This window comes from Pseudoxanthomonas sp. SGNA-20 (assembly GCF_003931635.1).
Lineage (GTDB): Bacteria > Pseudomonadota > Gammaproteobacteria > Xanthomonadales > Xanthomonadaceae > Pseudoxanthomonas.
Genome location: NZ_RRYK01000005.1, coordinates 197,449 through 223,714, shown reverse-complemented (window position 1 = coordinate 223,714; position 26,266 = coordinate 197,449). Strand labels below are relative to the sequence as shown.

The window sequence follows — 26,266 nt, the reverse complement described above, 5'->3', positions numbered from 1 at the left end:
AGTGTCTACGAAACACGGGGCGATTCACCGGATCGGGTTCGTACTCTCCAAAAACAAAAGGGCCAGAGCCGATAAAAATCGGACTCTGACCCTGCTTTCTTGCCTTTCCCGTTTACCCGGTTCTTTAAGTAATCGACCCCACATTCAGCCTTCACTTACCAGGCGGCTTGATACCACCTCGGCGCTTCAAGCTCGCCGCAACACGGAAAATGTCTGGGATGTTAATTTTCCCGCTAGAACGTTGCTCCGTGACGGCGATTCGGGTCAACGCATCAAGAATTGCTCCCTCACTAGCAGAAGGAGCCTGAAGCTCCAAAGGGCCTAGATACTTGCCACTTTCAACATCCTTCCGAATCTTTCTAACTAAGCCGTCCTGTCGCCATTTAGCAATAATGGCCTCAGCAGCGCAGGGAACCTCCATGCCAGACAGGCTACTGAGTGCACTTCGGATCCAAACGTGATCCTCCGCGAGCTGATCCAGACGAACCTGCGAAGCCCGTTGCACACCTTCTTTGATCCCGTGATGGTCAATTGCTTGCTTCTTCGCCATTGCCTGGTCATGCACCCCGCGATCGGCCGCAACCTTAAGCGCCGTCAAGAAAGTACGCGGCGCTGTTTGACCATGGGCATCGCCAAGGTGATTGGGCAGCCACGTGTAGGTTCGACCTCGACGGTGATTGTTCCCCATGAATTCGCCGGCCAAAACGGTGAACAAGTCCGCCTGAGCGCGCTCATCAGACTTGATCGCTTCGGGCAAAGCGAAAATGCCCATATCTTCCCGCAACTCAAGTTTCACTCCCTTAAGGAGTGCAGCAAACGCCCCCTTGGAAACCGTAGAGTTGGCCAACCAGCTATAGAGAAGACCATAGAGATCTGTAGTAGACCACTTGAGCTCCACACGCTCAGCGCGAAGCTTAGATGCGTCTGGAAAATCAAAGACAAGGCGATCGTCACCCTGATCTGGGCGCACGAAAATCTTGGCACGAATAGACGAATAACTTCGAAGTGACAGCGAGAGTCGCAGAAGGCCCCGCGTGAGCTCTCGAACCACCTGCCAGTTGGCGCCCAGCCGGTCTAGCGCGTCGAAGACGAGAAGCTGCTTGACACCCTCACGCCGCAGCCGGGCATCGGCTGCGACCATTGCACGCTCGTACTCTTCGGGATGCTCGTTAATGAACGCACAAGCTTTCTCGAAACTCTCGCTCTCCCACGTCCTATCAATAGCTTTTAGCAGCACACTACGCCAAACTGTCTCTGGTCGAATCCCCTTTTCAAGAAGAGAACGCAACACATTAGCCGATGGCGCAGCGCCTTTGCTGAAATCATCTCCGGAGAAACCCAGGGACGCACGCACTGAAGCCAAGTTCAATTTGGGATAAGCCAGCGCGAGAACCCGCCTCGTATCCTCGTCAATTAGGGCGCCAGACCAGAAACTCTTCCCGACACCCCGATTGCCCACTACGATCGCACGATCCGGATCGAGAGCACCTTCATGCCCCCTCGGTGCATACATTTCCTTCGGATCAGGCGGCCTCGAAGCATTATGTGAGACATCCAGAGGAAGCTGCTGCAGGCCTCCGCGAAGATCGGCCACAACCTGAATTGTAGGCCTCATCACCTAATCCTCAGTCGCTCACGCGCAGCATCGATGAACGCACCAAAGGTTGCGTCGAAAGCACGCCCAGTCAACAGGTCCGGACTGTCCACAGGATCAAAATCCCGATAGTTAGAATCATCCAGAATGATCCACGAGGCATGAGGCGCCGCATCATCATCCAGACTGAAGGAGAAATCACCGGTCTGGTCGTACAGCCATTCGGAGAACAGCTCGAAAGCCTGGTCACGAAACTCATCTTGTGCGCTGGAATTCGCAGCAGCTTTGGCGTGAACCATTTTTAGGCGCAGCCGCCACTCCCCATCTTCCTCCGTTACGAACCTAGAGAGATGCGCGAGAGCGTACCGATAGCCAGAGAAAGTTTGGAGGGTTTTGTGACCAAATAGCAGTACATCCGCATTGAGCCCAAGCACAGCGGCAGCAGTCGACTCGTTAAGCCCAGCTCTGGCGTCGATCAGAACCGCATCGTAGCGGCGACGATCCACGAGCGAGTCAATTAGCATTGAAATCCGGGAGGAAAGCGGCCTAACCCCCCCGTCTGCGCGGTACGCTCTAAAAAGCTTCGCCAGGTAGTTCTCTGGCCTAGTTACGGACACCAGCCCGGCTGCCGGGCATACATGGATCAATCCCGCACCTTCGACAAGAGTGCTCACACCCACGACGTCGCCAACAATCGCATCCAGATCGATATTCCCGACCGCGTCCTCAAGGAGATAGTCAACCACACCAAACTTGGGTCTTTCAGTTTCCTTCAAGAGCTGGTCGCCTACTCCCGGCGCTTCAAGATCCAGGTCGAGTACAAGAACGTTACCGCCGCCACGCGCAATGCTAGCCGCCAAGGCTACAAGAGCAGTTGTACGACCCACACCACCTTTTAGACTCCAGAACACCATGCGTGGTGGACCATCTTGGTCTTCGACCCTAGGCTTCCGCAGCCAATCTTGGCCTGCAGCCCGCTTATCGACGAGCCTGACGAAAATCGTCTGGCCGCCGAGAATTACCCGCTCTGGAAGTATTAGGTGCCTCTCGTTTACAAGCGGCGACTCCACGTCGCGGATAATATTATCTGGCACTGTGGCGGAATACTTCCCCAGCGCCCCCGCCACGACCGGCCGGAGATCAACCGCAAGCGCTTCGTTCCAGCATGCATAATTCACAACCAGCTGAAGCTGTCCGGACGGACTGCGAACGAAGGCACCATTTTTGAGGAAATCGTCTGCACCTGCAGCGACTACGAGTTCGCAAAACTTCGTCAACGACTCATCGAATAGGATTGTGCTCATACTTATCCCTGAGGGTGGCGCAGTCACCTTGTCCACAAGATCGGCTCGAGCGGCACTCTTACTGCTGGGCGCCCATTATGCAAGAGGGCCGGCGCTGGCGCCGGCCCTCTCAGCGATCCAACACCTTAGAGCTGTTTACACCCCAACCGGGTTCGCCTTCTCCGGATCGATCTTGTAGAGCTTGATCGCCCTGGCCACATCCTTGCCGGTCATCTTGCCCTCCTTGGCCAGGGCCGCGATCGCCGCGTGGGCGATGTAGTAGCGGTCCACCTCGAAGAAGCGGCGCAGGTTGGCGCGGGTGTCGGAGCGGCCGAAGCCGTCGGTACCCAGCACGGTGTAGCTCATCGGCACGAAACCGCGGATCTGGTCGGCGAACACGCGCACGTAGTCGGTGGCGGCGATGGCCGGGCCCTGGCGGCCCTCCAGCAGCTGGGTGACGTACGGCTTGCGCGGGGTCTCCTCCGGATGCAGGCGGTTCCAGCGCTCGGTGGCGAAGCCTTCCTTGCGCAGCTCGTTGAAGCTGGGGCAGGACCAGATGTCGGCGGTGACGCCGAAGTCCTTGTCCAGCAGCTCGGCGGCGGCGATGGCCTCGCGCAGGATCGTGCCCGAGCCCATCAGCTGCACGCGCAGCTCGCCCTTCTTGGGCTTGCCGGCGTCCTTCAGCAGGTACATGCCCTTGATGATGCCCTCGGCCGCACCCTCCGGCATCTCCGGATGGGTGTAGTTCTCGTTCATCAGGGTGATGTAGTAGTACTCGTCGATCTGGTCCTCGAGCATGGCCTTCATGCCGTGCTGCATGATGACCGTGACCTCGTAGCCGAAGGTCGGATCGTAGCTGCGGCAGTTCGGGATGGCGCCGGCCAGCAGGTGGCTGTGGCCGTCCTCGTGCTGCAGGCCCTCGCCGTTGAGGGTGGTGCGGCCGGAGGTGCCGCCGAGCAGGAAGCCGCGGGTACGCATGTCGGCCGCCTGCCAGGCGATGTCGCCCACGCGCTGGAAGCCGAACATCGAGTAGTAGATGTAGAACGGCAGCATCGGCACGTCGGACACCGAGTAGCTGGTGCCGGCGGCCATCCACGACGCGATCGCGCCCGGCTCGCTGATGCCCTGCTGCAGCACCTGGCCGGACTGGTCCTCGCGGTAGTACATCAGCTGGTCGGCGTCGACCGGCTTGTACTTCTGGCCGAACGGGGCGTAGATGCCGATCTGGCGGAACAGGCCTTCCATGCCGAAGGTGCGGGCCTCGTCGGCCACGATCGGCACCAGGCGCGGACCGATCTCCTTGTCGCGCAGGGCGATGTTGAGCGTCTGCACGAAGGCCATGGTGGTGGAGTAGGCGCGGTCGCCGCTGGACTTGAGCAGGCGCTCGAACTTGTCCAGGCCGGGCACGGCGAAGGACTTGCTGGCCTTGCGGCGGCGCTGCGGCAGGTAGCCGCCCAGCGCGGCGCGGCGCTCCTTGAGGTACTGCACTTCCGGCGAGTCCTCGCCGGGGTGGTAGAACGGAACCTGCCCCGCCTCGGCCAGCTGCTTGTCGCTGATCGGGATGTTGAAGCGGTCGCGGAACGCGCGCACGGCGTCGTCGTCCAGCTTCTTGGTCTGGTGGGTCGGGTTCAGCGACTCGCCGGCGCTGCCCATGCCGTAGCCCTTGACCGTCTTGGCCAGGATCACGGTCGGCATGCCCTTGGTGTTCACCGCGGCGTGGTAGGCGGCGTAGACCTTGTGCGGGTCATGGCCGCCGCGGTTCAGGCGCCAGATGTCCTCGTCGGACATGTTGGCGACCATGGCGCGGGTCTCCGGGTACTTGCCGAAGAAGTGCTCGCGGGTATACGCGCCGCCGAAGGCCTTGCAGTTCTGGTACTCGCCGTCGACGGTTTCCATCATCAGCTTGCGCAGGACGCCGTCGGTGTCCTTGGCCAGCAGCGGATCCCAGTAGCTGCCCCACAGGACCTTGATGACGTTCCAGCCGCCGCCGCGGAACACGCCTTCCAGCTCCTGGATGATCTTGCCGTTGCCGCGCACCGGGCCGTCCAGGCGCTGCAGGTTGCAGTTGACCACGAAGATCAGGTTGTCCAGGCCCTCGCGGCCAGCCAGGGCGATGGCGCCCAGGCTCTCCGGCTCGTCGGTCTCGCCGTCGCCCAGGAAGCACCAGACCTTGCGGTCGGACGGCTCGATCAGGCCGCGGTGCTCCAGGTACTTCATGAACTGGGCCTGGTAGATCGCCGCCAGCGGGCCCAGGCCCATGGACACGGTCGGGGTCTGCCAGTAGTCCGGCATCAGCCAGGGGTGCGGGTAGGAGGAGATGCCGCGGCCGTCGACTTCCATGCGGAAGTTGTCCAGCTGGCTCTCGCTGATGCGGCCTTCCAGGAACGAGCGGGCGTAGATGCCCGGGGCGCTGTGGCCCTGGATGTAGAGCAGGTCGCCCGGGTGGTGGTCGGACGGGGCACGCCAGAAGTGGTTGAAGCCCACGTCGTACAGGGTCGCCGCCGAGGCGAAGGAGGCGATGTGGCCGCCCAGGTCGCCCGGCTTGCGGTTGGCGCGCACGACCATCGCCATGGCGTTCCAGCGGATGATCGAGCGGATGCGCCACTCCAGCTCCGCGTTGCCCGGGCTCTTGGCCTCCTGGTGCGGCGGGATGGTGTTGACGTACTCGGTGGTGGGCGAGAACGGAAGGAACGCGCCGGAGCGGCGGGTCAGCTCGACCATGTCCTCCAGCAGTGCATGCGCACGCTCCGGGCCGTCACGGTCGATCACCGCCTTGAGCGATTCGATCCACTCGCGGGTCTCTACCGGATCCGGATCGTTGTGCAGCACATCGTTCAGCCAGTTCATATCACTCCCATTGCCGCGCGTGGGGGGCCGCGGCGTGACGTTCTTGTGGACCCCGGAGTTTACCGCACGGGTGGCACCGGCCGCTTCGCTACGGGTGCGTATGTGCGGTGGGACAGGCTTTTTCACCGGTGTGAATTGCGAGGGGGAGACGGGCCGCCGACCGCACCAAGGCCCGCCTGGCGGCACGTCTGGCGGATAGTCTCCGTTGCAACCAGTGGCGGCCGCGACTGACAGGGCTGTTGCCGGGCGACGCACTGCACGCCCACCGGATCGCAGCCGGAGCAGGTTTTGTTGCGTCGCAAAAACGCCAGCAAACGACCGTGTGTGGGGTCGGGGCACTACATAACGGGGTCGCGACTGATGGCCCTGATCCAGGTCAGATCGATGGGCGTTGGCCGTGCCGGGCGGGCGATGCGGAGGCACGCCTGATCCAGCGCCGATGCGGGTGCCGCCGGACACATGCTTGCCGGGTTGCTCCCGCGCCCGGCGGGTAGGAGCCGGGACGAAAGCGTCGACCGCGACCATGCCGCTGTGGGAGCCCACCCGGGCAGGTTGGCCTGCAATGCCGGCGACCTGGTCGCTGGAGGGACTGCGGCATGGCCCCACCGCCGCCGGGTGCCTGAAGAACCGTTCAGGCATGGCTTCCGATCACCACGTGGCCTTTGCATCTGCCCCCATACGATCCAGTACTGGCAGCCCGACCCCCGGGGCGCCTCCGCAGGCCGCCGTATCCCTGCGGGACTGGAGACCGACGCAATGAGCCAGCTCAGGATCGACCCCACCCCGCCGCACAACGGCGTCCAGCGCATTGCCGTCAGCGGCCGCCTGGACGCGGGCAGCTATCCGGAGCTGGACCAGGCGCTGGATCCGCTGCTGGCCGACGACCGGGTGTCGTCGGTGGTGCTGGACCTGGAAGGCCTCAACTACATCAACAGCGCCGGCATCCGTTCGCTCGAGCGGGTGCGCCGCGCCCTCGCCGCCCGCCATCGCGCCGTTCTGCTGGTCAACCCGCAACCCCAGGTGCGGAAAGTCCTCGACGTGGTCGAGGCGGTACCGGTCGAGGAGGTGTTTGCCTCCTACGAGGAGGCCGACGCGTACTTCGACGTCATGCAGCGCCGACTGGTGTCCAAGGTGGCGGCGCACGCGCCGGAAGCCGGCGCGGACGGCTGATCCCTCGGCCTCAGCGCCGTCCCGTTCCGTTGCTTCCCTGCCTGCGCTGCGTTATCCGGGCCGGCAGAACACCGAACCTGCCCACCTCGCTGCAGCCACGACGGTCTAGCTGCACTCCTGCGAAAGCTTGACGTGGGTGTCGTACGCCGCGTGGGCAATCGTCATCAGGCTTGCGCGGTTATGCCATGTCCAAGCGAAGGCAAGGAAGGCGAACAGCATCAGCGGCAGACTGTTCCTGGTCTTCATAGCGGCAACCGAATGTGTACGTCCATCACGCGAGCACGCATGTTTCACGCGCCCCCCAATGTCATCCCGTAGTACGCCACCGACAGGACAAGCAGGGCATTGGATGCAAGATGCAGCATCCAGGTATGGAAGAAGGCGACCTTTGCCCCGTCCTTGCGTGCCAGGCAATACATGACCGAAAGGGATATACCTCCGGGCAGTCCGTACACCAGGCCATTGAAAGGGCCATTCATCACAAGGTGCAGGACGAAGAAGACAAGCCCGGCCAAGGCACCGCCTACATAGAGGGCCACGGGCTTCCCCCTGCCCAGCTTCAAGCTCGCCTCGACAAGAAGCGAATGAATGAGGGCCGTTTCAAGGAACGGCATCACCAGGATCACGGGAAGCAGGTTAGGCAGCTCGAGGAACCTGGCAGGATTCACCGGGCCAGCCAACAAGTCGCGGCACAACAGGCCAAGAAGCAAGCTTGCGAGATAGTCCAGAATCAGGATGAGCGGCAGATAGTTCATGCACTGCTCTCAGAGGCAGGGGCGCGGCAATCCGCGCCCCTGGTCATTACTCACCGCGGAAGGTATCCCGGAGGGACCGGTACGCATCCGCCACGGTAAACATCACGTGGGCGGTGAAATCCACCAGACCATCGTAAATGTTGGTCAGGGTCTTCCCCAGATTGCCAGGATCACCTTCGACGCTGACCTTGGCACAGAGGTCGCCCTTGCAGACCTCGCCCGCCATCTTCATGCCCCCGCAAACATACGGGACTTCGTCGACTTTCAAGATACGCATCATCCACTCCTTGGATTCTGCGTGCGGACCACCCCTGGCCCGCACGGCCGGCCCCCGCCGGCCATCGCTATTTTTCATATCCGGCAAGGCGCCGCCAGAGCCCACGCCCTGAATCTCGGGTCAGAAAACTCCGACCCGATCCGTCGCGTCGGCAGACTGGCGTGTGGACGGCGACGGCCTGCCCGAATGCGCGGCACCCGTCGCCATGCACGCCAGCGGGGCTCAATCCCCCCCACCCCGCTCCAGCTGCTGGCGGATCTGCGCGTCGACCGCGGCGATGGCGGTCATGTTGAGGATGCGGCGCGGGGTGGCGCTGGTGGTGAGGATGTGCACCGGCTTGCTGATGCCCATCAGGATCGGGCCGATGGCGACGCCGTCGGTGAACACCCGCACCAGGTTGTAGGCGATGTTCGCCGCCTCCAGGTTGGGCATCACGAACAGGTTGGCGCGGCCCTTGAGGGTGCTGTTGGGCATGATCTTGCCGCGCAGCAGCTCGTCCCAGGCGGTATCGGCCTGCATCTCGCCGTCCATGTTCAGGCGCGGGCTGCGCTTGCGCAGCAGTTCGCGCACCTGGCGCATCTTCAGCGCGTCCTTCGATTCGTGGCTGCCGAAGTTGGAGTGCGACAGCAGGGCCACGTTCGGCTCGATGCCGAACAGGCGCATGCGGAACGCGGCCTGCAGCGTGGCCTCGGCGATCTGCTCGGCGGTCGGGTCCTCCTGCACGTGGGTGTCCACGAAGAAGAACACGCCCTGCTGGTTGATCACGCCGGTCATGGCCGAGGTGGACTGCACCCGCGGCTCCAGCGGGATCACGCTGCGCACGTAGCCCAGCTTCTTGTGGAAGCGGCCGACGATGCCGGTGAGCAGGGCGTCGGCTTCGCCGCGCGCCACCATCACCGCGCCGATCAGGGTCGGGCGCGAGCGCATCAGGCTCTTGGCCGCGGCCACGGTCACGCCGCGGCGCTCGGTCAGGGCGTGGTAGTGCTGCCAGTACTCGTTGAAGCGCGGGTCGTCGTCCTGGTTGGTGATCTCCACGTCCACGCCGGGGCGGATGCGCAGGCCCAGGCGCTTGATCCGGGTCTCGATCACCTCCGGGCGGCCGATCAGGATCGGGAACGCCAGGCCCTCGTCGACCACGGTCTGCACCGCGCGCAGCACCACTTCCTCCTCGCCCTCGGCGTAGGCCACGCGCTTGAGGTCGGAGCGGGCGCGGTCGTAGACCGGCTTCATCATCAGGCTGGAGCGGTAGACGAACTGGCCGAGCTTCTCGCGGTAGGCGGCCATGTCCTCGATCGGGCGCTGGGCGATGCCGGAATCCATCGCCGCCTGCGCCACCGCCGAGGACAGCTCGACCAGCAGGCGCGGGTCGAACGGGCGCGGGATCAGGTAGTCGGGGCCGAAGCTGGGGATCTCGTCGCCGTAGGCGCTGCCCAGGTCGGAGGCTTCCTTGCGCGCCAGCGCGGCGATGGCGTGCACGCAGGCGACCTTCATCGCCTCGTTGATGCCGGTGGCGCCGACGTCCAGCGCGCCGCGGAACAGGTAGGGGAAGCACAGCGCGTTGTTGACCTGGTTCGGGTAGTCCGAACGGCCGGTGGCGATGATCGCGTCCGGGCGCACGCGGCGCGCTTCCTCCGGCAGGATCTCCGGATACGGGTTGGCCAGCGCCAGGATGATCGGGCGCTCGGCCATGGTGGCGACCATCTCCGGCTTGAGGATGCCGCCGGCCGACAGGCCCAGGAAGATGTCGGCGCCGGTGACGATCTCCTCCAGGGTGCGGGCGTCGGTGTCGCGCGCGTAGCGGCGCTTGTCCGGGTCCAGGTCGGCACGGCCGGTGTGGATCACGCCGCCGCGGTCGAAGGCCAGGATGTTCTCCGGGCGCAGGCCCAGCGAGACCAGCATGTCCACGCAGGAGATGCCGGCCGCGCCCATGCCGGTGGTGGCCAGCTTCACGTCCTCGATCTTCTTGCCGACCACGTGCAGGGCGTTGACCACCGCGGCGCCGACGATGATCGCGGTGCCGTGCTGGTCGTCGTGGAACACCGGGATGTTCATCCGCTCGCGCAGCTTGCGCTCGACGATGAAGCACTCCGGCGCCTTGATGTCCTCCAGGTTGATGCCGCCGAAGGTCGGCTCCAGCGAGGCGATGATGTCGACCAGCTTGTCCGGGTCGGTCTCGTCGATCTCGATGTCGAACACGTCGATGCCGGCGAACTTCTTGAACAGCACGCCCTTGCCTTCCATCACCGGCTTGCCGGCCAGCGGGCCGATGTTGCCCAGGCCCAGCACCGCGGTGCCGTTGGAGACCACCGCCACCAGGTTGCCGCGCGCGGTCAGCTCGCTGGCCTGCCGCGGGTCCTCGACGATCGCCTCGCAGGCATGGGCCACGCCCGGCGAATAGGCCAGGGCGAGGTCGCGCTGGGTGAGCATGGCCTTGGTCGGCGAGACCTTGATCTTGCCGGGGCGCGGGAAGCGGTGGTAGTCGAGGGCGGCCTGTTTGAAATCTTCCTGTTCGGACATCGATCGGGTTCGGCGCGGCACAAGGGGGCTCGATTCTAAGCCCTCCGGCGACGCAGCGACCCCCCTTGCAATCGCGGCCGCAGCGGCGCCGGCGCGACGCACGTGCTTCGATGCAGTGCAGCAATCGGCGTATCGGCGCGGCGCTTGCGGCATGACAGCGTTGGCCAGCGCCCTCAGCGCAGGCCTTCGCCGATGTGGTCGATGCGGATGCGGTTGGCGAACAGCGAGAACGCCAGCAGCCCGGCCAGGCCGCCGGCGCGTTCGATCCATGGCGGCAGCCACTGCGGCGGCTCCAGGGTGCCGTCGGCGAACAGCGGCTCGAAGCGGACCACGTCGTCCAGGGTCATCTTGCCGGCCAGCAGCCAGCGGCACAGGCGCAGGCGGTCGCGTTGCAGGGCCAGGCGGAAGAAGGTGTGCACGCCGACCAGGCCGCGCAGGTACACCGTGTCCTTGGTGAAGGCGCAGCCCCCGGAGAGCGGCACGCCGCGGAACACGCGCTGGGCCGAGGCGAAGCTCTCCTCCTCGCCCTGCCCGGCGCCGAGGAAGTAGCCGAATACCTGCAGGAAGTCCGCGCCGTCCAGGGCCATGGCCACCGCCTCGGTGCGCAGGCTGATGCGCTTCATCCGGCCGATGTCGATGCTGCCGGTGATCAGCTCGGCCAGGGTGGCCAGGCCCTCCTGGGTGGCGGTGACCCGCGGCGAGGCCAGGGCCAGGCTCGGCAGCACCTCCTGGTTGCGGCCGTTGAGCGCGGTCAGCGAGTGCACCAGGGCCTCGTGGTGGAACAGCTGGCGGCGGTCGTAGTCGCTGAAGGCGGCGCCGGCGCGCAGGCGGATGCGGGTGGCGCCGGCGGCGGCCTTGGCGATCAGCTCCGGGTCCAGTTCGACCTGGACCACGCGCCGGCCGAAGAACTCGTCCAGGTCGCCCTGCAGCTGCAGCGCCAGCGCGGTCGCGGAGACGGGCACCTGTTCGGCCGGGGAGAACAGCTCGTGGTCCAGCTCGCCGGCGATCTGGATGAAGTGGTGCGCGGCCTCGCGGGTGGTGGGGCCGTCGCCGGGCAGCGGATCGTCCGGACGCCCGAACAGGGCCACCGCCTCGGCCCCGGCCCGGGCCGTGCCCAGCGCCTCCAGCAGCCGCGCCGCGCGCTCCCAGCTGGCGGCCGACTCGCGCAGGTAGATGCCCAGCGGGTGGCCGGGGTCGGCGGCGGCGGCCACCGCGCGCAGTTCGGTGCGGGCGGCGGCGAAGTCCAACTTCGGGTACTCGACCCGGGGCAGCACCGCCCGACCCTGGCGCCAGGCGGCCAGGAAGGCGTGCTGCACCGCGGCCGGCCAGCTGGCCAGGCCGAGCAGGCGGATGCCGCGCGCAGCCCGGACCAGGCGCCGGTCCAGTGCGGCATGGCGGGCGATGGCGTCGGTCATCGGCGGCTCGGCGGCGCATGGGGCCCGGGTGCCCCGCCCGCACCGTACCGCAAACCCGGCTAGCGCCGCGGGCGCGGGGCCGGACGCCTGCGCCCGGCGGGGCCGCGGGCCTCGTTCTTCTGCGCCAGGCGTTGGGCCAGGCGCGCGGCGGCACCGGCCACCTCCTCGCGCAGCTTGAGGTAGTTGGCCAGGCGCTTCGGGTCCAGGGTGCCGGCCTCGATCGCGGCCAGCACCGCGCAGCCGGGCTCGTTGCGGTGGCTGCAGTCGTTGAAGCGGCACTGGGTGGCCAGCTCCTCGATGTCGCCGAACCCGCCGTCGGCCAGCTCCTCCTCGCCGGTGGGCTTGAGCTCGCGCATGCCGGGGGTGTCGACCAGGCAGGCGCCGGAGGGCAGCGCGATCAGCGCGCGGTAGGTGGTGGTGTGGCGGCCGCGCGAGTCGTGGGCGCGCACCTGGCCGGTCTTCATCCGCTCCTCGCCCAGCAGGGTGTTGGTGAGGGTCGACTTGCCGGCGCCGGAGGAACCGACCAGGACCACGGTCAGGCCTGGCGCCAGCCACGGCGCCAGCTGTGCCGCGGCGCCGCCGTCGCGGGCGTTGAGCGCCAGCACCGGCACGCCCTGGGCGCGCACGCCGGCCAGCGCTTCCAGCGCGGCTTCCGGATCGGCCCCTTCCAGGTCGGCCTTGGTCAGCACCACCACGGGCTGCACTCCGCCGCCGCCGACCAGCAGCAGGTAGCGCTCGATCCGGCGCGGGTTGAAGTCCGCGTCCAGGCCGCAGACCACGAAGGCGGTGTCGACGTTGGCCGCGATCACCTGCTGCTGGTAGTGCTCGCCGGCGGCGGCGCGCTTGATCGCGGTGCGCCGCGGCAGCAGGGCGAGGATGCGGCGGCCGTCGTGCAGCACCCAGTCGCCGACCGCGGCGCGCTCGTGCGCCGGCACGCCATCGGGGCGGAACACCGGGCGGCGCATCCATTCCGGCGGTGACTCGGCGCGGAAGCCGGCGTCCGGCGCGTCGGCCAGCACGTAGCCGGTGCGGTGCTGCTCGCTGACCCGGGCCGGGCGGGCCTGCGGATGCGCCTGGAACAGGGCCTGCCAGGCCGGGTCCTCGGGCGGGCCGGCCCAGGGCCAGCCAATCCGTTGCAGGGCGGTGTAGTCGGGTCCGGGGAGGTTCATCGGCAGGCATTGTAGTGCCCGGCCGGTTGGCGGCAGTGGCGGCGCGCCGGGTTGCTGGCGCTGCCAGCTTCCGTTTCGACCGAAACGGCCGCCAGGACTGGGCTTGCGGTCCCACCGGGGGGCGTTTTTTTTCGATACCATGCCAGACCTTGCCACGCCCGCTGGGCCCTGCCATGCCGTCCACCGAAAAAACGCTCGCGGTGCGCGAGCGACTGTCGGAAGTCCGCTACGAGATCCGCGGCGAGCTCAACCGGCGAGCGCATGCGCTCGAGGCAGCAGGACGCAAGCTGATCAAGCTCAACATCGGCAACCCGGGCGCGTTCGGCTTCCGCGCGCCGGAGCACCTGCAGCAGGCGATCATCCGCGACATCGACAACACCGACCCGTACACCCACCAGCTGGGCCTGCCGGCCGCGCGCGAGGCGCTGGCCGCGGCCTACCGCAAGCGCGGCGCGCCGCACGTGGATACCGAGCGGGTGTTCGTCGGCAACGGCGTGTCCGAACTGATCGACATGACCCTGCGCGCCCTGCTCAACCCGGGCGACGAGGTGCTGGTGCCCTCGCCGGACTACCCGCTGTGGTCGGCCGCCACCATCCTCAACGACGGCCGCCCGGTGTACTACCGCTGCACGCCGGAGAACGGCTTCATGCCCGACCCGGTGGAGGTGGAGGCGCTGGTCTCCGCGCGCACCCGCGCGATCGTGCTGATCAACCCGAACAACCCCACCGGCGCGGTGTACCCGCGCGCGCTGCTGGAGCGGCTGGTGGACATCGCCCGCCGCCACAACCTGCTGCTGCTGGTGGACGAGATCTACGACCAGGTGCTGTACGACGGCGCCGAGTTCGTGCCGACCGCGCCGATCGCCGGCGACCACCCGTGCATCACCTTCTCCGGCCTGAGCAAGGTGCACCGCGCCTGCGGCTGGCGCGTGGGCTGGGCGGTCCTCACCGGTTCGCACGCCCGCACCGCCGAGTACCGCAATGCGCTGGACCTGCTGTCCGGCCTGCGCCTGTGCGCCAACGTCGGCGGCCAGTACGCGATCGAGGCGGCGGTCAACGGTCCGGACACCATCAGCGCGCTGTGCGCCCCGGGCGGACGCCTGTACGAGACCCGCCGCGCGGTGGTCGAGGCCTGCGCCGCCAGCGAGCACCTGCGCCTGATCGAGCCCAAGGGCGCGCTGTACGCCTTCCCCTCGGTGGTGGGCGCGGCCGCGCGCGGCTTCGACGACCACCAGTTCGCACTGGAGCTGCTGGAGACCGAGGACGTGCTGATCGTGCCGGGCAGCAGCTTCAACGTCCCCTACCGCGACCACTTCCGCGTGACCCTGCTGCCGGAGGCCGGGCTGATGCGCGAGGTGTTCGCGCGCATCGACCGGGCGCTGTCGCGGCGCGCCGAGCTCAACACCAAGGTCGTGCCGCTGAAGGCGCGGAACGCGGCGGCGTAAGCGTGGCGCAAGGCTTCCTCGCCCTGGGCGATTCCTACACGATCGGGGAAGGCATCGCGGCGGACGGGCGCTGGCCGGTGCAGCTGGCCGCGCTGCTGCGCGCCGAAGGGCTGGACGTGGGCCAGCCGCGGATCATCGCCACCACCGGCTGGACCACGGATGAGCTGGACGCCGGCATCGATGCCGCCCACGCGCAGGCGCCGATCCCGGCCGACCACGCCCTGGTCAGCCTGCTGGCAGGCGTGAACGACCAGTACCGCGGGCTGGAGCCGGATGGCTTCCGCACCCGCTTCGCCGCCCTGCTGCGGCGCGCGGCCGGCTTCGCCGGCGGCGATCCGGCGCGGGTGCTGGTGCTGGCGATCCCGGACTGGGGCGTGACCCCGTTCGCCTTCGCCCAGGGCCGCGACCGCGCCCTGGTCGCCACCCAGATCGACGCCTTCAACGCCATCTGCCGGGAAGAAGCCGCGCGCGCGGGCGCGCACTGGGTCGACATCGGCCCGGTCAGCCGCGCACGCGGCGCCGAGCCTGGCATGCTGGCCGACGACGGCCTGCACCCCTCGGCCGCCCTGTATACCCTGTGGGCACGGCTGGCATTGCCGGCCGCCCGCGCCATCCTGCAAGGCAGGAGTACCCCTTGAACGCGATGCCCCGACCCCAGCCGCGACCGCTGTCGCGGGACACCGCTGCGCGTATCGCCAGCAGCTTCCTGCCCGGCACCCTGCTGGGCAACCGCTACCACTACTACTACGCCCGGGCGAAGCTGCGCAGCGACCCGCTGTACCCGGGCGTGTGCGCGGCCCTGCGCGACGCCGCCGGCCCGCTGCTGGACCTGGGCTGCGGCATCGGCCTGCTGGCCCACGCCCTGCAGCACGAGGGCATCGCCCTGCGCTACTTCGGCGTGGACAACGACCACCGCAAGATCGCCTCGGCGCGCCGCGCCGCCGCCCGCGCCGGGCTGGTCGACGCCGGCTTCGAGGCGCTGGACCTGTCGCAGGCGCTGCCGCCGCACCGCGGCAGCGTGGCGATCCTGGACGTGCTGCAGTTCCTGCAGCCGCAGCGCCAGGCCGAGGTGGTCGACGCCATGGTCGCCATGCTCGAGCCGGGCGCGAAGCTGGTGATCCGCACCGGCCTGGACGACGGCAGCCGCCGCGCCCGCATCACCCGCACCACCGACGTGTTCGCGCGCCTGGTGGGCTGGATGAACGCCGCGCCGATCCACTACCCGGACGCGGACATGCTGAGGAAGCGTTTCGACGCCGCCGGCCTGCGCAGCGAGTTCTCGCCGCTGGCCGGCGACACCCCGTTCAACAACTGGCTGGTCGTCGCCACGCGCGACTGAGCCCTCGCCGGCAGCCGCCGCCCCCGACGGCGGCGGCCGGGCGCTCACTCCGGGATGACGCTGGCGTAGCCCTGCTCGCGCAGCAGGCACAGCGCCGCCTCGACGATCTCCACGCTGCGCCCGTGCGGCGCGCCCTCGTGCAGCAGCACGATCGCGCCCGGGCCTAGCCCGCGCTGCAGCCGCTGCAGCACCCGCACCACGTCGCCGTCCACCGCGTCGTAGCCGCGCACGCTCCAGGCCGCGCGCGCCAGCCCCAGCCGCCGCAGCGGCGCGGCCAGGAACGGATTGGTGTGGCCGGCCACCGCGCGGAACCAGCGCGGCGGCTGCCCGGCCAGTTCGCCGAGCACGGCCTGGGCGCGTTCCACCTGCGCGGCCATGGCGCGCGGGCCGAGCGCCCAGAACCAGGCCTGCGGATGGCTCCAGGTGTGGTTGGCCACGCCGTGGCCGCGGCGCAGGATCTCGCGCACCAGCTCCGGCCGCGCCTGGGCGCGCTGCCCGACCAGGAAGAAGGTGGCCTGCATGCCGTGGCGGTCCAGCGCGTCGAGGATCGCCGGGGTGTCGTCCGAGGGGCCGTCGTCGATGGTCAGCCAGACCTGGCGTTCGTCGCCCGGCAGGCGCGACAGCGCCGGCGCGTACAGCGTGGCCCGCGGCAGGAACACCGGCACGATGAAGGCCGCGTGCGACAGCAGCAGGGCCGGCAGGCCCCAGCGCCAGCCGGCCACCCACCACAGCCCCGCCACCGCCAGCTGCGAGGCGGCCAGCCAGGCCAGCCAGGCATGCGGCCGGTGCGGGGTGCGATGCAGTGTTGCCGGGCGGCTCATCGCCGCATCATGCCACGCGGCGTAGAATGCAGGCCCCTGAAAAGTCCGTGGTGAGCCCCCGCATGTCCCTGGATCCCGCCCTGCGTTCGCGCATCGAGTCGCTGCTGCAAGCCAACCGCGTCGTGCTGTTCATGAAGGGCCAGCCGGGCATGCCGCAGTGCGGCTTCTCGGCCAAGGCCAGCGGCATCCTGGAGGACCTGGGCGTGGAGTACGCCCACGTCAACGTGCTGGCCGACCAGGAGATCCGCGAGGGCATCAAGGTCTACGGCAACTGGCCGACCATCCCGCAGCTGTACATCGACGGCGAGCTGGTCGGCGGTTCCGACATCATCGAGCAGCTGGCCTCCAGCGGCGAGCTGTCGCAGATGCTGGGCCTGCCCGCGCCGGACCGCACCCCGCCGCAGGTCACCGTGACCGAGGCCGCCGCCGAGAAGCTGCGCGGCGCCCTGGCCAGCGAGCCGGGCGCGGCGCTGGCGCTGTCGATCGACGCGCGCTTCCAGCCGCGCTTCCAGATCGTGCCGCGCAACGACAGCGCCATCGCGGTGGAAACCCAGGGCCTGCGCATCCAGTTCGACCTGTCCAGCGCGCGCCGCGCCAACGGCATCACCATCGACTGGGTGGACGACTTCCGCGGCCAGGGCCTGGCCATCGACAACCCCAACGCGCCCAAGCCGGTGCAGGCGATCACCCCGGCCGAGGCCGAGCGCCAGGTCGGCACCGGCGAGCTGGTGCTGGTGGACGTGCGTCCGCCCGAGGAACGCGCGATCGCCTCGCTGCCGGTGCCGCACCGCACCCTGGACGGCGACGGCCGCCCGGCGCTGGAAGCCCTGCCCAAGGACACCCGCCTGGCCTTCATCTGCCACCACGGCGGCCGCAGCGCGCAGGCCGCGGAGGAGTTCCGCGCCAAGGGCTTCACCGCGGTGTTCAACGTGGAAGGCGGCATCGACCGCTGGGCACAGGAAGTCGACGGCGGCATCCCGCGCTACTGAGCGCGCGGCGCCAGCCAGCTGGCGGCGGCCCCGGCCGCCCTTTTCCGTTTGCGCCGCCGCTAGAACCCGCCGCCGGCGTCGAGCCAGGCCTGCTCCTCCGGCGTGCTGGTGCGCCCCAAGGCGCGGTTGCGGTGCGGGAAGCGGCCGAAGCGCGCGATCACCTCGCGGTGGGCGATGGCGTAGTCCAGATAGAGCTTGTCGCCGAGGGCGGTGAACAGTTCCACCGAATGGTCCTGGTCGGCCGGGTCCTCGGAGTGCTCCAGGGGCAGGTAGAAGAACGCGCGCAGCGCCGGTTCGACCTGCCGGTCGTGGCCGGCCTGCAGCGCGCGCAGCGCGTAGTGCCGCGCCAGGCCGTCGGTGGCGAAGGCGTGGCCGCTGCCGCGGAACACGTTGCGCGGGATCTGGTCGAGCAGGATCAGCAGGGCCAGGGCCCCTTCCGCCGTCCCCAGCCAGTGCTCGCACTCGCCGCGCGCCGCCGCCAGGTGCGCCTGCAGGAAGCGCGCCTCGCACTGGCGGTCGAACGCCTCGCCGCCGTTGAACCACGCCTGCTGCCCGGCCTGGCGCCAGAACTCCACCACTTCGCCCGCGCTTGCCATTGCATCCTCCTCGGTCGTCGCCCCCCGAGCATGCGCCATCGGCCATGCACGCGGCGACAGCACCGCGGCAACGCAGCGTGGCGCCGGGCGCTGCTGCCGGCATCATCATGCGCACGTCCCGCAGGAGCCGCCCGATGACGCCACGCTGGTACTTCGACTTCGTCTCCCCGTTCTCCTACCTGCACTGGCAGAAGATGCGGCCGCTGGTGCAGGCGGGCCGGGTGCAGCCGGTGCCGGTGGTGTTCGGCGCGGTGCTGGCCGCGCTGGGCAACCTGGGGCCGGCGGAAATCCCACGCAAGCGCGAATTCATCTACCGCCAGGTGCTGTGGCAGGCGCGGCGCGAGGGGGTGCCGCTGGTGTTCCCGCTGGCGCATCCGTTCAATCCGTTGCCCGCATTGCGCTTGTGCGTTGCGGCAAACATCCGCCCCGAGGCGATCGACGCGATCTTCGACGCGATCTGGCGCCAGGGCCTGGATGGCAGCCCGGCGGCGCTGGCGGAGGCCGGGCGCCGGCTCGGCATCGAGGACGTGGCCGCGGCGATCGGGGCGCCCGCGGTGAAGCAGAAGCTGCGCGAGCTGACCGATTCAGCCCTGGCGGCCGGCGTGTTCGGCGTGCCCACGCTGGAGGTGGACGGCGGCCTGTTCTGGGGCAACGACAGCCACGAGCTCATGCTGGCGGTGCTCGAGGACCCCGGACTGCTGCGCGAGGGCCCCCTGGCGGAGATCGGGAAGCTGCCGGTGGGGATCCTGCGCAAGCGCTGAACACCCCGCTTCCGGCAGTCGCAAGCCGCCGGATTCTGCGATAGGGTTCACGCCGCTCCGCGTGCAGGACGCCTGGGAGGGCCCAATGCGCATAGGGATAGTCGTCGATTCGGCCTGCGATCTGCCGGCCTCGTTCATCAGCGAACACGGGATCGTGGTCATGCCGATCACGGTCCGCATCGGCAACGCCGTGCTCGAGGACCGGCGCGACGAGAAGGCCACCCTGGCCTTCCTGCACGCGCACGTGGCCGAGCGCGGCCACGAGGCGGAGACCACGCCGCTGAGCGTGGAACAGATCCGCGACCTGTTCCTGCAGCGCCTGGTGATCGACTACGACCACGTCTTCTGCCTGACCATCTCGCGCCTGCGCAGCCAGATCCACGACAACGCGCTGCAGGCCAGCTACGCCATCCTCAACGAGTACAAGCCGGTGCGCCAGGCCGCCGGGATCACCACCCCGTTCGCGCTGCGGGTGATCGACTCGCTCAACCTGTTCGTCGGCCAGGCGATCACCGCGGTGGAGGCGGTGCGCATGCGCGCCGCCGGCGCCGGCGTGGCGCAGATGCGCGCGCGGCTGGAGGAACTGGCGCAGCACACCTGCGGCTTCATGATCCCGCGCGACCTGTACTACCTGCGCAACCGCGCCCGCACCAAGGGCGACCGCAGCGTCGGCCTGCTCAGCGCCGCGCTGGGCTCGGCGCTGGACATCAAGCCGGTGATCCGCGCCTGGCGCGGCACCACCGAGCCGGTGGGCCGGGTGAAGGGCTTCGAGGCGGCCACCGAGAAGATGTTCGAGATGGCCTGCCAGCGCGTGCGCAGCGGCCTGCTCACCCCGACCGTCAGCGTCTGTTACGGCGGCGACCTGGCCGAGCTGCACGGCCTGCCCGGCTACGCCCGCCTGCTCGACACCTGCCTGGACCACGGCGTGGAGGTGTTCGAGAGCATGATGAGCCTGACCGGCATGGTGAACGTGGGCAAGGGCGCGGTGGCGGTGGCCTACGCCTCCACCGACGCCAGCTTCGGCTGAGCCGGCGGCCACGGCCGCTTCGCGCCGGCGCTGCTAGATTGTCCGCTCCCGCCCGCAGGAGCCGCCGATGCCCGTCCGTTACGTGATCCGCCTGCCCGAGCCGGTCGCCGCGCGCGGCAGCGAGCCGTCGCTGTCGTTCACCGCCAACGGCTACGAAGCCTTCGCCGAACAGCTGCAGGATGCGCTGCGCTCGCCGGCGCTGTTCGAGCGCTGGCGGCAGATGCAGCCGGAACCGGACGAGGTGGACCCGGCGCTGGGCGCGACCGATCCGCAGGCCACGGTCGAAGGCCGGCGCGAGGACATGTCGGTCTACCTCACCGCCACCACCTCCCTGCCCGGCGAGATCCTGCGCCACCGCCTGCGCCTGCTGGCCGGTTCGCGCTGGGAACTGCGCGACGTGCGCTGAGCCGGCCACGGCGATGGCAGCGCGCATCCCGGTCCTGCTGGCCTGGAGCGGCGGCAAGGACGCGGCCTGGACCCTGCACATGCTGCGGCAGTCGGCCACCCACCAGGTGGTCGGCCTGCTGTCGACCGTCAGCGCTGGCCGCGCTTCGATGCAGGGAGTACGGGTGGAGGTACTGCGCGCGCAGGCCGCGGCCGCCGGCCTGCCGCTGCTGGAGGTGGAACTGCCGCCGGCCTGCGAGAACGCGGCCTACGGCGCGGCCATGGCCGGCGCGCTGGACGCGGCCGCGCGGCGCTGGCCCGGGCTGCGCACCATGGCCTTCGGCGATCTGTTCCTGGAGGACATCCGCGCCTGGCGCCGGCAGCAGCTGGAAAGCCTGGACTGGGAGCTGCTCACCCCGCTGTTCCGCTTCGACACCGCGTTGCTGGCGCGGCGCATGCTCGACGCCGGCCTGCGCGCGCGGGTGTGCTGCGTGGATACGCAGCAACTGGACGCGCGCTTCCGCGGCCGCGCCTTCGATGCGGCCCTGCTCGAGGAACTGCCGGCGGGAGTGGATCCGTGCGGCGAGAACGGCGAGTTCCACACCTGCGTTTGGGCCGGGCCGATGTTCGCCACGCCGCTGGAGCTGGAGCACGCCGGCGACAGCATCGAAGCCGGGCGCTTCGCGCGCACCGACTTCGCGCTGCGGGAGTGACGCTCAGAAGCCCGTGGCCGCGGCCGGATCGCACTCGCGGCGCAGGAAGTCCAGCGCCGCGTGCACCCGCGAAGCCATCTCGCTGCCTTCCAGGTGAAGCACCGCGTCGTGCTGCTCGCCGGCAAAGCGCAGGTACACGCGCGAGCCGTCCTGGCGCAGGGCGCGGATCGAGCCGAAGTGCAGGCCATCCGGGCTGCCGACGTGGTCGTCGCCGGCCATCGCCGCGAAGCCGGCCTCGGTCGCCTCGCCGGTGGCCGGGTCGCGCACGGTCAGCCAGGTGTTGGCGATCTCGCCGATCAGGTAGGAGCGGCAGTGCGCCACCGGGTCGGCGTCGACGATCGGCGGCAGCGGCTCGAACTCGGCGCGCAGGCCGTCGCGGCGGGCCTTGGCCAGGACCTCGCTCATCATCGTCGACAGATAGCGGTTGCCCGGCAGCACCTGGCGCAGGAATTCCTGCGCGCCGGCCACCGTGCGCTGCGGCGCGGCGCCGCCCTCGGCCGCGGCCGCGCCGGCGGCCGTGGCCAGCAGCGCCACCGCCAGTGCATACCCGTAATGACTCCTGCCCCGCATGCGTCTCCCCCCTGGTCGGCGTCCATGTGGCGCAACCATGCCACACGGCCGCCGCGGGGGTCATGCTGCGGCGCCGGCGCGCTCAGCCGCGCGGCACCCCGGCCTGGCCGCGCAGGGCCGCGGCATGGTGCGCCAGGTGCTCGCCGATGAAGCTGGCGATGAAGTAGTAGCTGTGGTCGTAGCCCGGATGCATGCGCAAGGTCAGCGGATGCCCTGCCGCCGCGGCCGCGGCCTGCAGCAGCTGCGGGCGCAGCTGGAGCTCGAGGAACTCGTCGTCCGCGCCCTGGTCCACCAGCAGCGGCAGCTTCTCCGCGGCGCCGCCCAGCAGCTCGCAGGCGTCCCACTGCTTCCAGGCCGCGTGGTCCGCGCCCAGGTAGGCGCCGAACGCCTTCTCGCCCCACGGCACCTGGCTGGGCGCGACGATCGGCGAGAACGCCGAGACGCTGCGGTAGCGTCCGGGATTGCGCAGCGCGCAGACCAGGGCGCCGTGGCCGCCCATCGAATGGCCGCTGATGGCGCGTTCGCCGGTCACCGGGAACTGCGCCTCGACCAACGCCGGCAGCTCGTGCACCACGTAGTCGTGCATGCGGTAGTGGCGCGCCCAGGGCTCGCGGGTGGCGTTGAGGTAGAAGCCGGCGCCCTTGCCCAGGTCGTAGCCTTCGGCATCGGCCACGTCCTCGCCGCGCGGGCTGGTGTCCGGGCAGACGATGGCGATCCCGTGCTCGGCCGCGTAGCGCTGCGCGCCGGCCTTGGTGATGAAGTTCTGCTCGGTGCAGGTCAGGCCGGACAGCCAGTACAGCACCGGCACCCGGCGTTCGGCCGCCTGCGGCGGCAGGTAGATGGCGAAGCTCATCGTGCAGCCGAGCACGGACGACGCGTGGCGGTAGACGTCCTGCCAGCCTCCGAAGCAGGCGCGGTGTTCGATGCGTTCCATGGTTACCTCTCCTTATGCGTTCCGGTGCGGCGCGGCGGATGCGCCCTGCATGCGCGCCGATCCGAGGATGGTGTGGCCGCTTGCGCGCGGCACTTCAGCGGCCAGCGCGGCAGCGACGTCTTCGGCGGTGATGGCACGCAGCTGCCCCGGCAGCAGCGGACGCAACCAGCGGTCCAGGCGCGCGGCCAGGTGCTCGCCGCGGCGATGCGGCTGGCCCAGGCGGGCGCGGTCGCCCAGCAGCAGCGCCGGCCGCGCGACCACCAGTGCATCCAGCGGCAACGCGGCCAGCGCCTGCTCCAGTTCGCCCTTGGTGCGGTTGTAGAACACCGGCGACCGGGGATTGGCGCCCATCGCGCTGACCAGCCCGATGCGGCGCACGCCGGCCTCCAGCGCCGCGCGCGCCACCGCCAGGCTGGCGTCGAAGTCCACCGCCCGGAACGCCTCGCGCGTGCCGGCCACGGCAATGGTGGTGCCCAGTGCCAGGTAGGCCTCGCCGGCTGCCGGCAACGGCGGCAGGCGCGCGAAGTCGACCACGTGCAGCTGGAGCTTCGGGTGCCGCAGTTGCAGCGGGCGGCGGACCAGGGCGTGCACCGCGGCCACCTGCGGATCGGCGCACAGGCGCGCGAGCAGCGCGCGCCCGACCAGGCCGCTGGCACCGGCCACCAGCGCGATCCTCGCGCCGGTGGCCATGGCATTGGCGCCCGCCGGCTGCATCGCTCAGTAGTGGATGACGGTGCGGATCGACTTGCCCTCGTGCATCAGGTCGAAGGCCTCGTTGATCCGCTCCAGCGGCAGGGTGTGGGTGATGAAGGGCGCCAGCTCGATCTTGCCGGCCATCGCGTCCTCGACCATGCCCGGCAGCTGGCTGCGGCCCTTCACGCCACCGAAGGCGGTGCCCATCCACTTGCGGCCGGTCACCAGCTGGAACGGACGGGTGCTGATCTCCTTGCCCGCGCCGGCCACGCCGATGATCACGCTCTGGCCCCAGCCGCGGTGCGCGCATTCCAGCGCCGCGCGCATCACCTCGACGTTGCCGATGCACTCGAAGCTGTGGTCCACGCCCCAGCCGGTCATCTCCACGATCACCTGCTGGATGGGCTTGTCGTGGTCCTTCGGGTTGACGCACTCGGTGGCGCCCATCTGCCGCGCCAGTTCGAACTTGGCCGGGTTGGTGTCGATGGCGATGATGCGGCCGGCCTTGGCCTGCCGGGCGCCCTGGATCACCGCCAGGCCGATCGCGCCGAGGCCGAACACGGCCACCGAATCGCCTTCCTGCACCCTGGCGGTGTTGTGCACGGCGCCGATGCCGGTGGTCACGCCGCAGCCCAGCAGGCAGGTGTGTTCCGGGTTGGCCTGCGGGTTGACCTTGGCCAGCGAGACCTCGGCGACCACGGTGTACTCGGAGAAGGTCGAGCAACCCATGTAGTGGTAGATCGGCTGGCCGTTGTAGGAGAAGCGGGTGGTGCCGTCGGGCATCACGCCCTTGCCCTGGGTGGCGCGCACCGCCACGCACAGGTTGGTCTTGCCGCTCTTGCAGAACAGGCACTGCCCGCACTCGGCGGTGTACAGCGGGATGACGTGGTCGCCCGGCTTGACCGAGGTCACGCCCTCGCCCACCTCGACCACGATGCCGGCGCCCTCGTGGCCCAGCACCGCCGGGAACACGCCTTCCGGGTCCTCGCCGGAGAGGGTGAAGGCGTCGGTATGGCACAGCGCGGTATGGGTGATCTTCACCAGCACTTCGCCGGCCCTGGGCGGGGCGACGTCGATCTCGACGATCTGCAGCGGCTGGCCTGCGGCGAAGGCGACGGCGGCACGGGACTTCATGGGGAAACTCCTTTGGGACGGCGACGAACGGATCCGCCGGCGCTCCGGCGGAGGGGGAATCACTTGAGGTAGGAACGCACCAGCGCGGTCATCTCCGCGACCCGCGCCTGGCGCTGCTCGTCCGAGCCGGCGGCGTGGCCGAAGGTCTCGCGGATATGGGCCTCCATCACCTCGGACATCAGCCCGTTGACCGCGCCGCGGATGGCGGCGATCTGCTGCAGCACCGGGGCGCAGTCGGCGCCGGCCTCCAGCGCGCGCTCCAGCGCCTCGGCCTGGCCGCGGATGCGGCGCACGCGGGCCAGCACGCGCCGCTTTTCCTCGGGACTGTGGGGCATGGCCGGCCTCCTCTGATACTGGGGGATAGTATCAGCCAGGCCGCCGGCCGGCGAGCCGCCGCGGTGCTCAAGCCAGGCCACGTCCGGCCGATATGGCCCCCGGCACCCTGTCCCCCCAGAGCCGCCGGTCCACGATGCAGCGCACCATCCCCGTCCACCAGCTCCGCCCGGGCATGTACGTGCAGCGGGTCAACGGCGCCTGGCTCAAGCATCCGTTCTGGCGGACCTCGTTCCTCGCCACCGCGCGCGACATCGAGCGCCTGCAGGGCAGCGGGATCGAGACGGTGGACATCGACCCGGAGCGCAGCCTGCCGGAGGAAGACCCGGCCGAAGCGGCCGCGGAACCCGCCGCGGAACCCACGCCGCCTCCCGGCGCCGCCGGGACGACCGCCGGCGCGGAGGAAAATCCTGGCCCGCGCGGCGCGAGGGTGGCGCCGAAGGTCGACCTCGACGCCGAACTGACCCGGGCGCGCCGCATCTGCCAGGAGGGCCGCGAGGCGGTGGAGGCGATGTTCCAGGAAGTGCGCATGGGGCGCATGGTCGATGCCGCCTCGGTGCTGCCGCTGGCGCAGGAGATCTCCGCCTCGGTCGGCCGCCATCCCGCCGCGCTGATCGGCATCGCCCGGCTCAAGACCGCCGACGACTACACCTACCTGCACTCGGTGGCGGTCGGCGCGCTGATGTCCGCGCTTGCCCGCCAGCTGGGCCTGGACGAACAGGCCTGCCAGGCCGCCACCGTCGGCGGCCTGCTGCACGACCTGGGCAAGGCCTGCGTGCCGCTGGAGATCCTCAACAAGCCCGGGCGCCTGGAGCCGGAGGAGATGGAGGTCATGCGCACCCACCCGGAGCATGGCGCGCGCCTGCTGCGCGAGGGCGGCGAGCACGACGACCGGATCCTGCACATGGTGCTGCACCACCACGAGCGCATGGACGGCACCGGCTACCCGGCCGGCCTGGCGGTCGCGCAGCTGCCGCTGCTGACGCGGATGAGCGCGGTGTGCGACGTGTACGACGCGATCACCTCCAACCGCCCCTACAAGGAAGGCTGGGATCCGGCCGAGGCGCTGCGGCGGATGGCCTCGTGGAAGGGCCACTTCGACCCGGTCGTGCTCAAGGCCTTCATCGCCAGCCTCGGCATCTATCCGGCCGGCAGCCTGGTGCGGCTGTCCAGCGACCGCCTGGCGGTGGTGCTGGACCAGCGGCCGGGCGACCTCACCCGGCCGCTGGTGCGGGTGTTCTATTCGGCGCGGCTGCGCTCGCACCTGCTGCTCGCCGACGTGGACCTGTCGGCGCCCGGCTGCAGCGAGCGCATCACCGGGATCGAATCGCCCCGCGAATGGGGCTTCCGCGACCTGCACAAGCTGTGGGCGCCTTGACCGCCGCGCCCGCGCGCGGGCGTTCGCCAATGCGCAAGAAAGTGTTCCGCCAGGTTGCCTGAGCAACCTTCGCCGGATCGCTATAGTCGTTGCTCCCCCGACCGCCACACTGCATGGAGCAA

The 26,266-nt window shown here is 69.4% G+C and carries 26 protein-coding genes; 10 read left to right on the top strand and 16 right to left on the bottom strand.

Annotated elements, in window-relative coordinates:
- Positions 1-151: 151 nt before the first annotated feature.
- The 3 genes from EIM48_RS11055 to aceE all read right to left on the bottom strand — a co-directional run bounded on the left by EIM48_RS11055 (position 152) and on the right by aceE (position 5,724).
- On the bottom strand, positions 152-1,615 hold the full coding sequence (locus tag EIM48_RS11055) for a hypothetical protein (protein WP_125111652.1): 1,464 nt from the start codon (positions 1,613-1,615) through the stop codon (positions 152-154).
- Positions 1,615-2,898 carry an AAA family ATPase gene (locus EIM48_RS11050; protein WP_125111651.1) on the bottom strand — a complete coding sequence of 428 codons (1,284 nt, stop codon included), beginning with the start codon at positions 2,896-2,898 and terminating at the stop codon, positions 1,615-1,617. Before EIM48_RS11050 ends, EIM48_RS11055 begins: the two co-directional genes overlap by 1 nt.
- Positions 2,899-3,033: 135 nt before the next feature.
- Positions 3,034-5,724, bottom strand: a complete 2,691-nt coding sequence (gene aceE, locus EIM48_RS11045; RefSeq protein WP_125111650.1) for a pyruvate dehydrogenase (acetyl-transferring), homodimeric type — start codon at positions 5,722-5,724, stop codon at positions 3,034-3,036.
- A gap of 756 nt (positions 5,725-6,480) precedes the next feature.
- Between aceE and EIM48_RS11040 the strand changes: the two genes are divergently transcribed.
- Positions 6,481-6,894 carry an STAS domain-containing protein gene (locus EIM48_RS11040; protein ID WP_019399037.1) on the top strand — a complete coding sequence of 138 codons (414 nt, stop codon included), beginning with the start codon at positions 6,481-6,483 and terminating at the stop codon, positions 6,892-6,894.
- 105 nt (positions 6,895-6,999) lie between these two features.
- Here the strand turns inward: EIM48_RS11040 and EIM48_RS15355 are convergent, their stop codons facing one another.
- The 6 genes from EIM48_RS15355 to rsgA all read right to left on the bottom strand — a co-directional run bounded on the left by EIM48_RS15355 (position 7,000) and on the right by rsgA (position 13,027).
- On the bottom strand, positions 7,000-7,140 hold the full coding sequence (locus EIM48_RS15355) for a hypothetical protein (protein ID WP_019399036.1): 141 nt from the start codon (positions 7,138-7,140) through the stop codon (positions 7,000-7,002).
- A 44-nt stretch (positions 7,141-7,184) separates the two neighbouring features.
- Positions 7,185-7,649, bottom strand: a complete 465-nt coding sequence (locus tag EIM48_RS11035; RefSeq protein WP_028915152.1) for a hypothetical protein — start codon at positions 7,647-7,649, stop codon at positions 7,185-7,187.
- Between the two features lie 46 nt (positions 7,650-7,695).
- Entirely contained in the window at positions 7,696-7,926 is a 231-nt protein-coding gene (locus tag EIM48_RS11030; RefSeq protein ID WP_125077340.1) for a hypothetical protein, read from the bottom strand.
- A gap of 222 nt (positions 7,927-8,148) precedes the next feature.
- On the bottom strand, positions 8,149-10,443 hold the full coding sequence (locus EIM48_RS11025) for an NADP-dependent malic enzyme (RefSeq protein ID WP_125111649.1): 2,295 nt from the start codon (positions 10,441-10,443) through the stop codon (positions 8,149-8,151).
- A gap of 173 nt (positions 10,444-10,616) precedes the next feature.
- Positions 10,617-11,858, bottom strand: a complete 1,242-nt coding sequence (locus EIM48_RS11020; protein ID WP_125077342.1) for a flavohemoglobin expression-modulating QEGLA motif protein — start codon at positions 11,856-11,858, stop codon at positions 10,617-10,619.
- Positions 11,859-11,917: 59 nt separating this feature from the next.
- A complete protein-coding gene (gene rsgA / locus EIM48_RS11015; protein WP_019399031.1) occupies positions 11,918-13,027 on the bottom strand; it encodes a ribosome small subunit-dependent GTPase A in 1,110 nt (369 codons plus the stop codon).
- A 173-nt stretch (positions 13,028-13,200) separates the two neighbouring features.
- On the opposite strand from rsgA, the gene EIM48_RS11010 reads away from it, so the two are divergent.
- The 3 genes from EIM48_RS11010 to EIM48_RS11000 are packed head-to-tail and all read left to right on the top strand — an operon-like array spanning position 13,201 to position 15,811.
- Positions 13,201-14,472 carry a pyridoxal phosphate-dependent aminotransferase gene (locus tag EIM48_RS11010; RefSeq protein WP_026010616.1) on the top strand — a complete coding sequence of 424 codons (1,272 nt, stop codon included), beginning with the start codon at positions 13,201-13,203 and terminating at the stop codon, positions 14,470-14,472.
- Positions 14,473-14,474: 2 nt separating this feature from the next.
- Positions 14,475-15,110 carry an SGNH/GDSL hydrolase family protein gene (locus tag EIM48_RS11005; RefSeq protein ID WP_028915157.1) on the top strand — a complete coding sequence of 212 codons (636 nt, stop codon included), beginning with the start codon at positions 14,475-14,477 and terminating at the stop codon, positions 15,108-15,110.
- A gap of 29 nt (positions 15,111-15,139) precedes the next feature.
- The gene (locus EIM48_RS11000) at positions 15,140-15,811 is read left to right on the top strand and encodes a class I SAM-dependent methyltransferase (protein ID WP_026010615.1); all 672 of its coding nucleotides are present in this window, start codon (positions 15,140-15,142) and stop codon (positions 15,809-15,811) included.
- Positions 15,812-15,855: 44 nt separating this feature from the next.
- Here EIM48_RS11000 and EIM48_RS10995 read toward each other — a convergent pair whose 3' ends face one another.
- Positions 15,856-16,632 (bottom strand): polysaccharide deacetylase family protein, encoded by a 777-nt coding sequence (locus EIM48_RS10995; protein ID WP_125077343.1) that lies wholly within the window; start codon positions 16,630-16,632, stop codon positions 15,856-15,858.
- 62 nt (positions 16,633-16,694) lie between these two features.
- Here EIM48_RS10995 and grxD point away from each other — a divergent pair, with 62 nt between their 5' ends.
- Complete coding sequence (gene grxD / locus EIM48_RS10990; RefSeq protein ID WP_019399026.1) at positions 16,695-17,621, top strand: Grx4 family monothiol glutaredoxin; 927 nt, start codon at positions 16,695-16,697, stop codon at positions 17,619-17,621.
- 59 nt (positions 17,622-17,680) lie between these two features.
- Here grxD and EIM48_RS10985 read toward each other — a convergent pair whose 3' ends face one another.
- Complete coding sequence (locus EIM48_RS10985; protein ID WP_019399025.1) at positions 17,681-18,217, bottom strand: DUF924 family protein; 537 nt, start codon at positions 18,215-18,217, stop codon at positions 17,681-17,683.
- 134 nt (positions 18,218-18,351) lie between these two features.
- On the opposite strand from EIM48_RS10985, the gene EIM48_RS10980 reads away from it, so the two are divergent.
- The 4 genes from EIM48_RS10980 (at position 18,352) to EIM48_RS10965 (ending at position 21,102) form a co-directional block, all read left to right on the top strand.
- Positions 18,352-18,978, top strand: a complete 627-nt coding sequence (locus EIM48_RS10980) for a 2-hydroxychromene-2-carboxylate isomerase (RefSeq protein ID WP_019399024.1) — start codon at positions 18,352-18,354, stop codon at positions 18,976-18,978.
- 85 nt (positions 18,979-19,063) lie between these two features.
- Positions 19,064-20,005 carry a DegV family protein gene (locus EIM48_RS10975; protein ID WP_125077345.1) on the top strand — a complete coding sequence of 314 codons (942 nt, stop codon included), beginning with the start codon at positions 19,064-19,066 and terminating at the stop codon, positions 20,003-20,005.
- A gap of 67 nt (positions 20,006-20,072) precedes the next feature.
- Positions 20,073-20,411, top strand: coding sequence for a hypothetical protein (locus EIM48_RS10970; RefSeq protein ID WP_125111648.1), 339 nt, complete (start codon positions 20,073-20,075; stop codon positions 20,409-20,411).
- Between the two features lie 13 nt (positions 20,412-20,424).
- The gene (locus EIM48_RS10965; RefSeq protein WP_019399021.1) at positions 20,425-21,102 is read left to right on the top strand and encodes a hypothetical protein; all 678 of its coding nucleotides are present in this window, start codon (positions 20,425-20,427) and stop codon (positions 21,100-21,102) included.
- A 3-nt stretch (positions 21,103-21,105) separates the two neighbouring features.
- On the opposite strand, the gene EIM48_RS10960 is transcribed toward EIM48_RS10965, so the two are convergent.
- The 5 genes from EIM48_RS10960 to frmR all read right to left on the bottom strand — a co-directional run bounded on the left by EIM48_RS10960 (position 21,106) and on the right by frmR (position 24,768).
- The gene (locus EIM48_RS10960; protein ID WP_083852434.1) at positions 21,106-21,672 is read right to left on the bottom strand and encodes a hypothetical protein; all 567 of its coding nucleotides are present in this window, start codon (positions 21,670-21,672) and stop codon (positions 21,106-21,108) included.
- Between the two features lie 82 nt (positions 21,673-21,754).
- Positions 21,755-22,606, bottom strand: a complete 852-nt coding sequence (gene fghA / locus EIM48_RS10955) for an S-formylglutathione hydrolase (protein ID WP_019399019.1) — start codon at positions 22,604-22,606, stop codon at positions 21,755-21,757.
- Positions 22,607-22,618: 12 nt separating this feature from the next.
- Positions 22,619-23,320 carry an NAD(P)H-binding protein gene (locus tag EIM48_RS10950; protein ID WP_019399018.1) on the bottom strand — a complete coding sequence of 234 codons (702 nt, stop codon included), beginning with the start codon at positions 23,318-23,320 and terminating at the stop codon, positions 22,619-22,621.
- Between the two features lie 3 nt (positions 23,321-23,323).
- Positions 23,324-24,433 carry an S-(hydroxymethyl)glutathione dehydrogenase/class III alcohol dehydrogenase gene (locus EIM48_RS10945; protein WP_125077348.1) on the bottom strand — a complete coding sequence of 370 codons (1,110 nt, stop codon included), beginning with the start codon at positions 24,431-24,433 and terminating at the stop codon, positions 23,324-23,326.
- Between the two features lie 59 nt (positions 24,434-24,492).
- On the bottom strand, positions 24,493-24,768 hold the full coding sequence (gene frmR / locus EIM48_RS10940) for a formaldehyde-responsive transcriptional repressor FrmR (RefSeq protein ID WP_019399016.1): 276 nt from the start codon (positions 24,766-24,768) through the stop codon (positions 24,493-24,495).
- A gap of 134 nt (positions 24,769-24,902) precedes the next feature.
- Between frmR and EIM48_RS10935 the strand changes: the two genes are divergently transcribed.
- A complete protein-coding gene (locus EIM48_RS10935) occupies positions 24,903-26,144 on the top strand; it encodes an HD-GYP domain-containing protein (RefSeq protein ID WP_125111647.1) in 1,242 nt (413 codons plus the stop codon).
- Positions 26,145-26,266 lie beyond the last annotated feature (122 nt).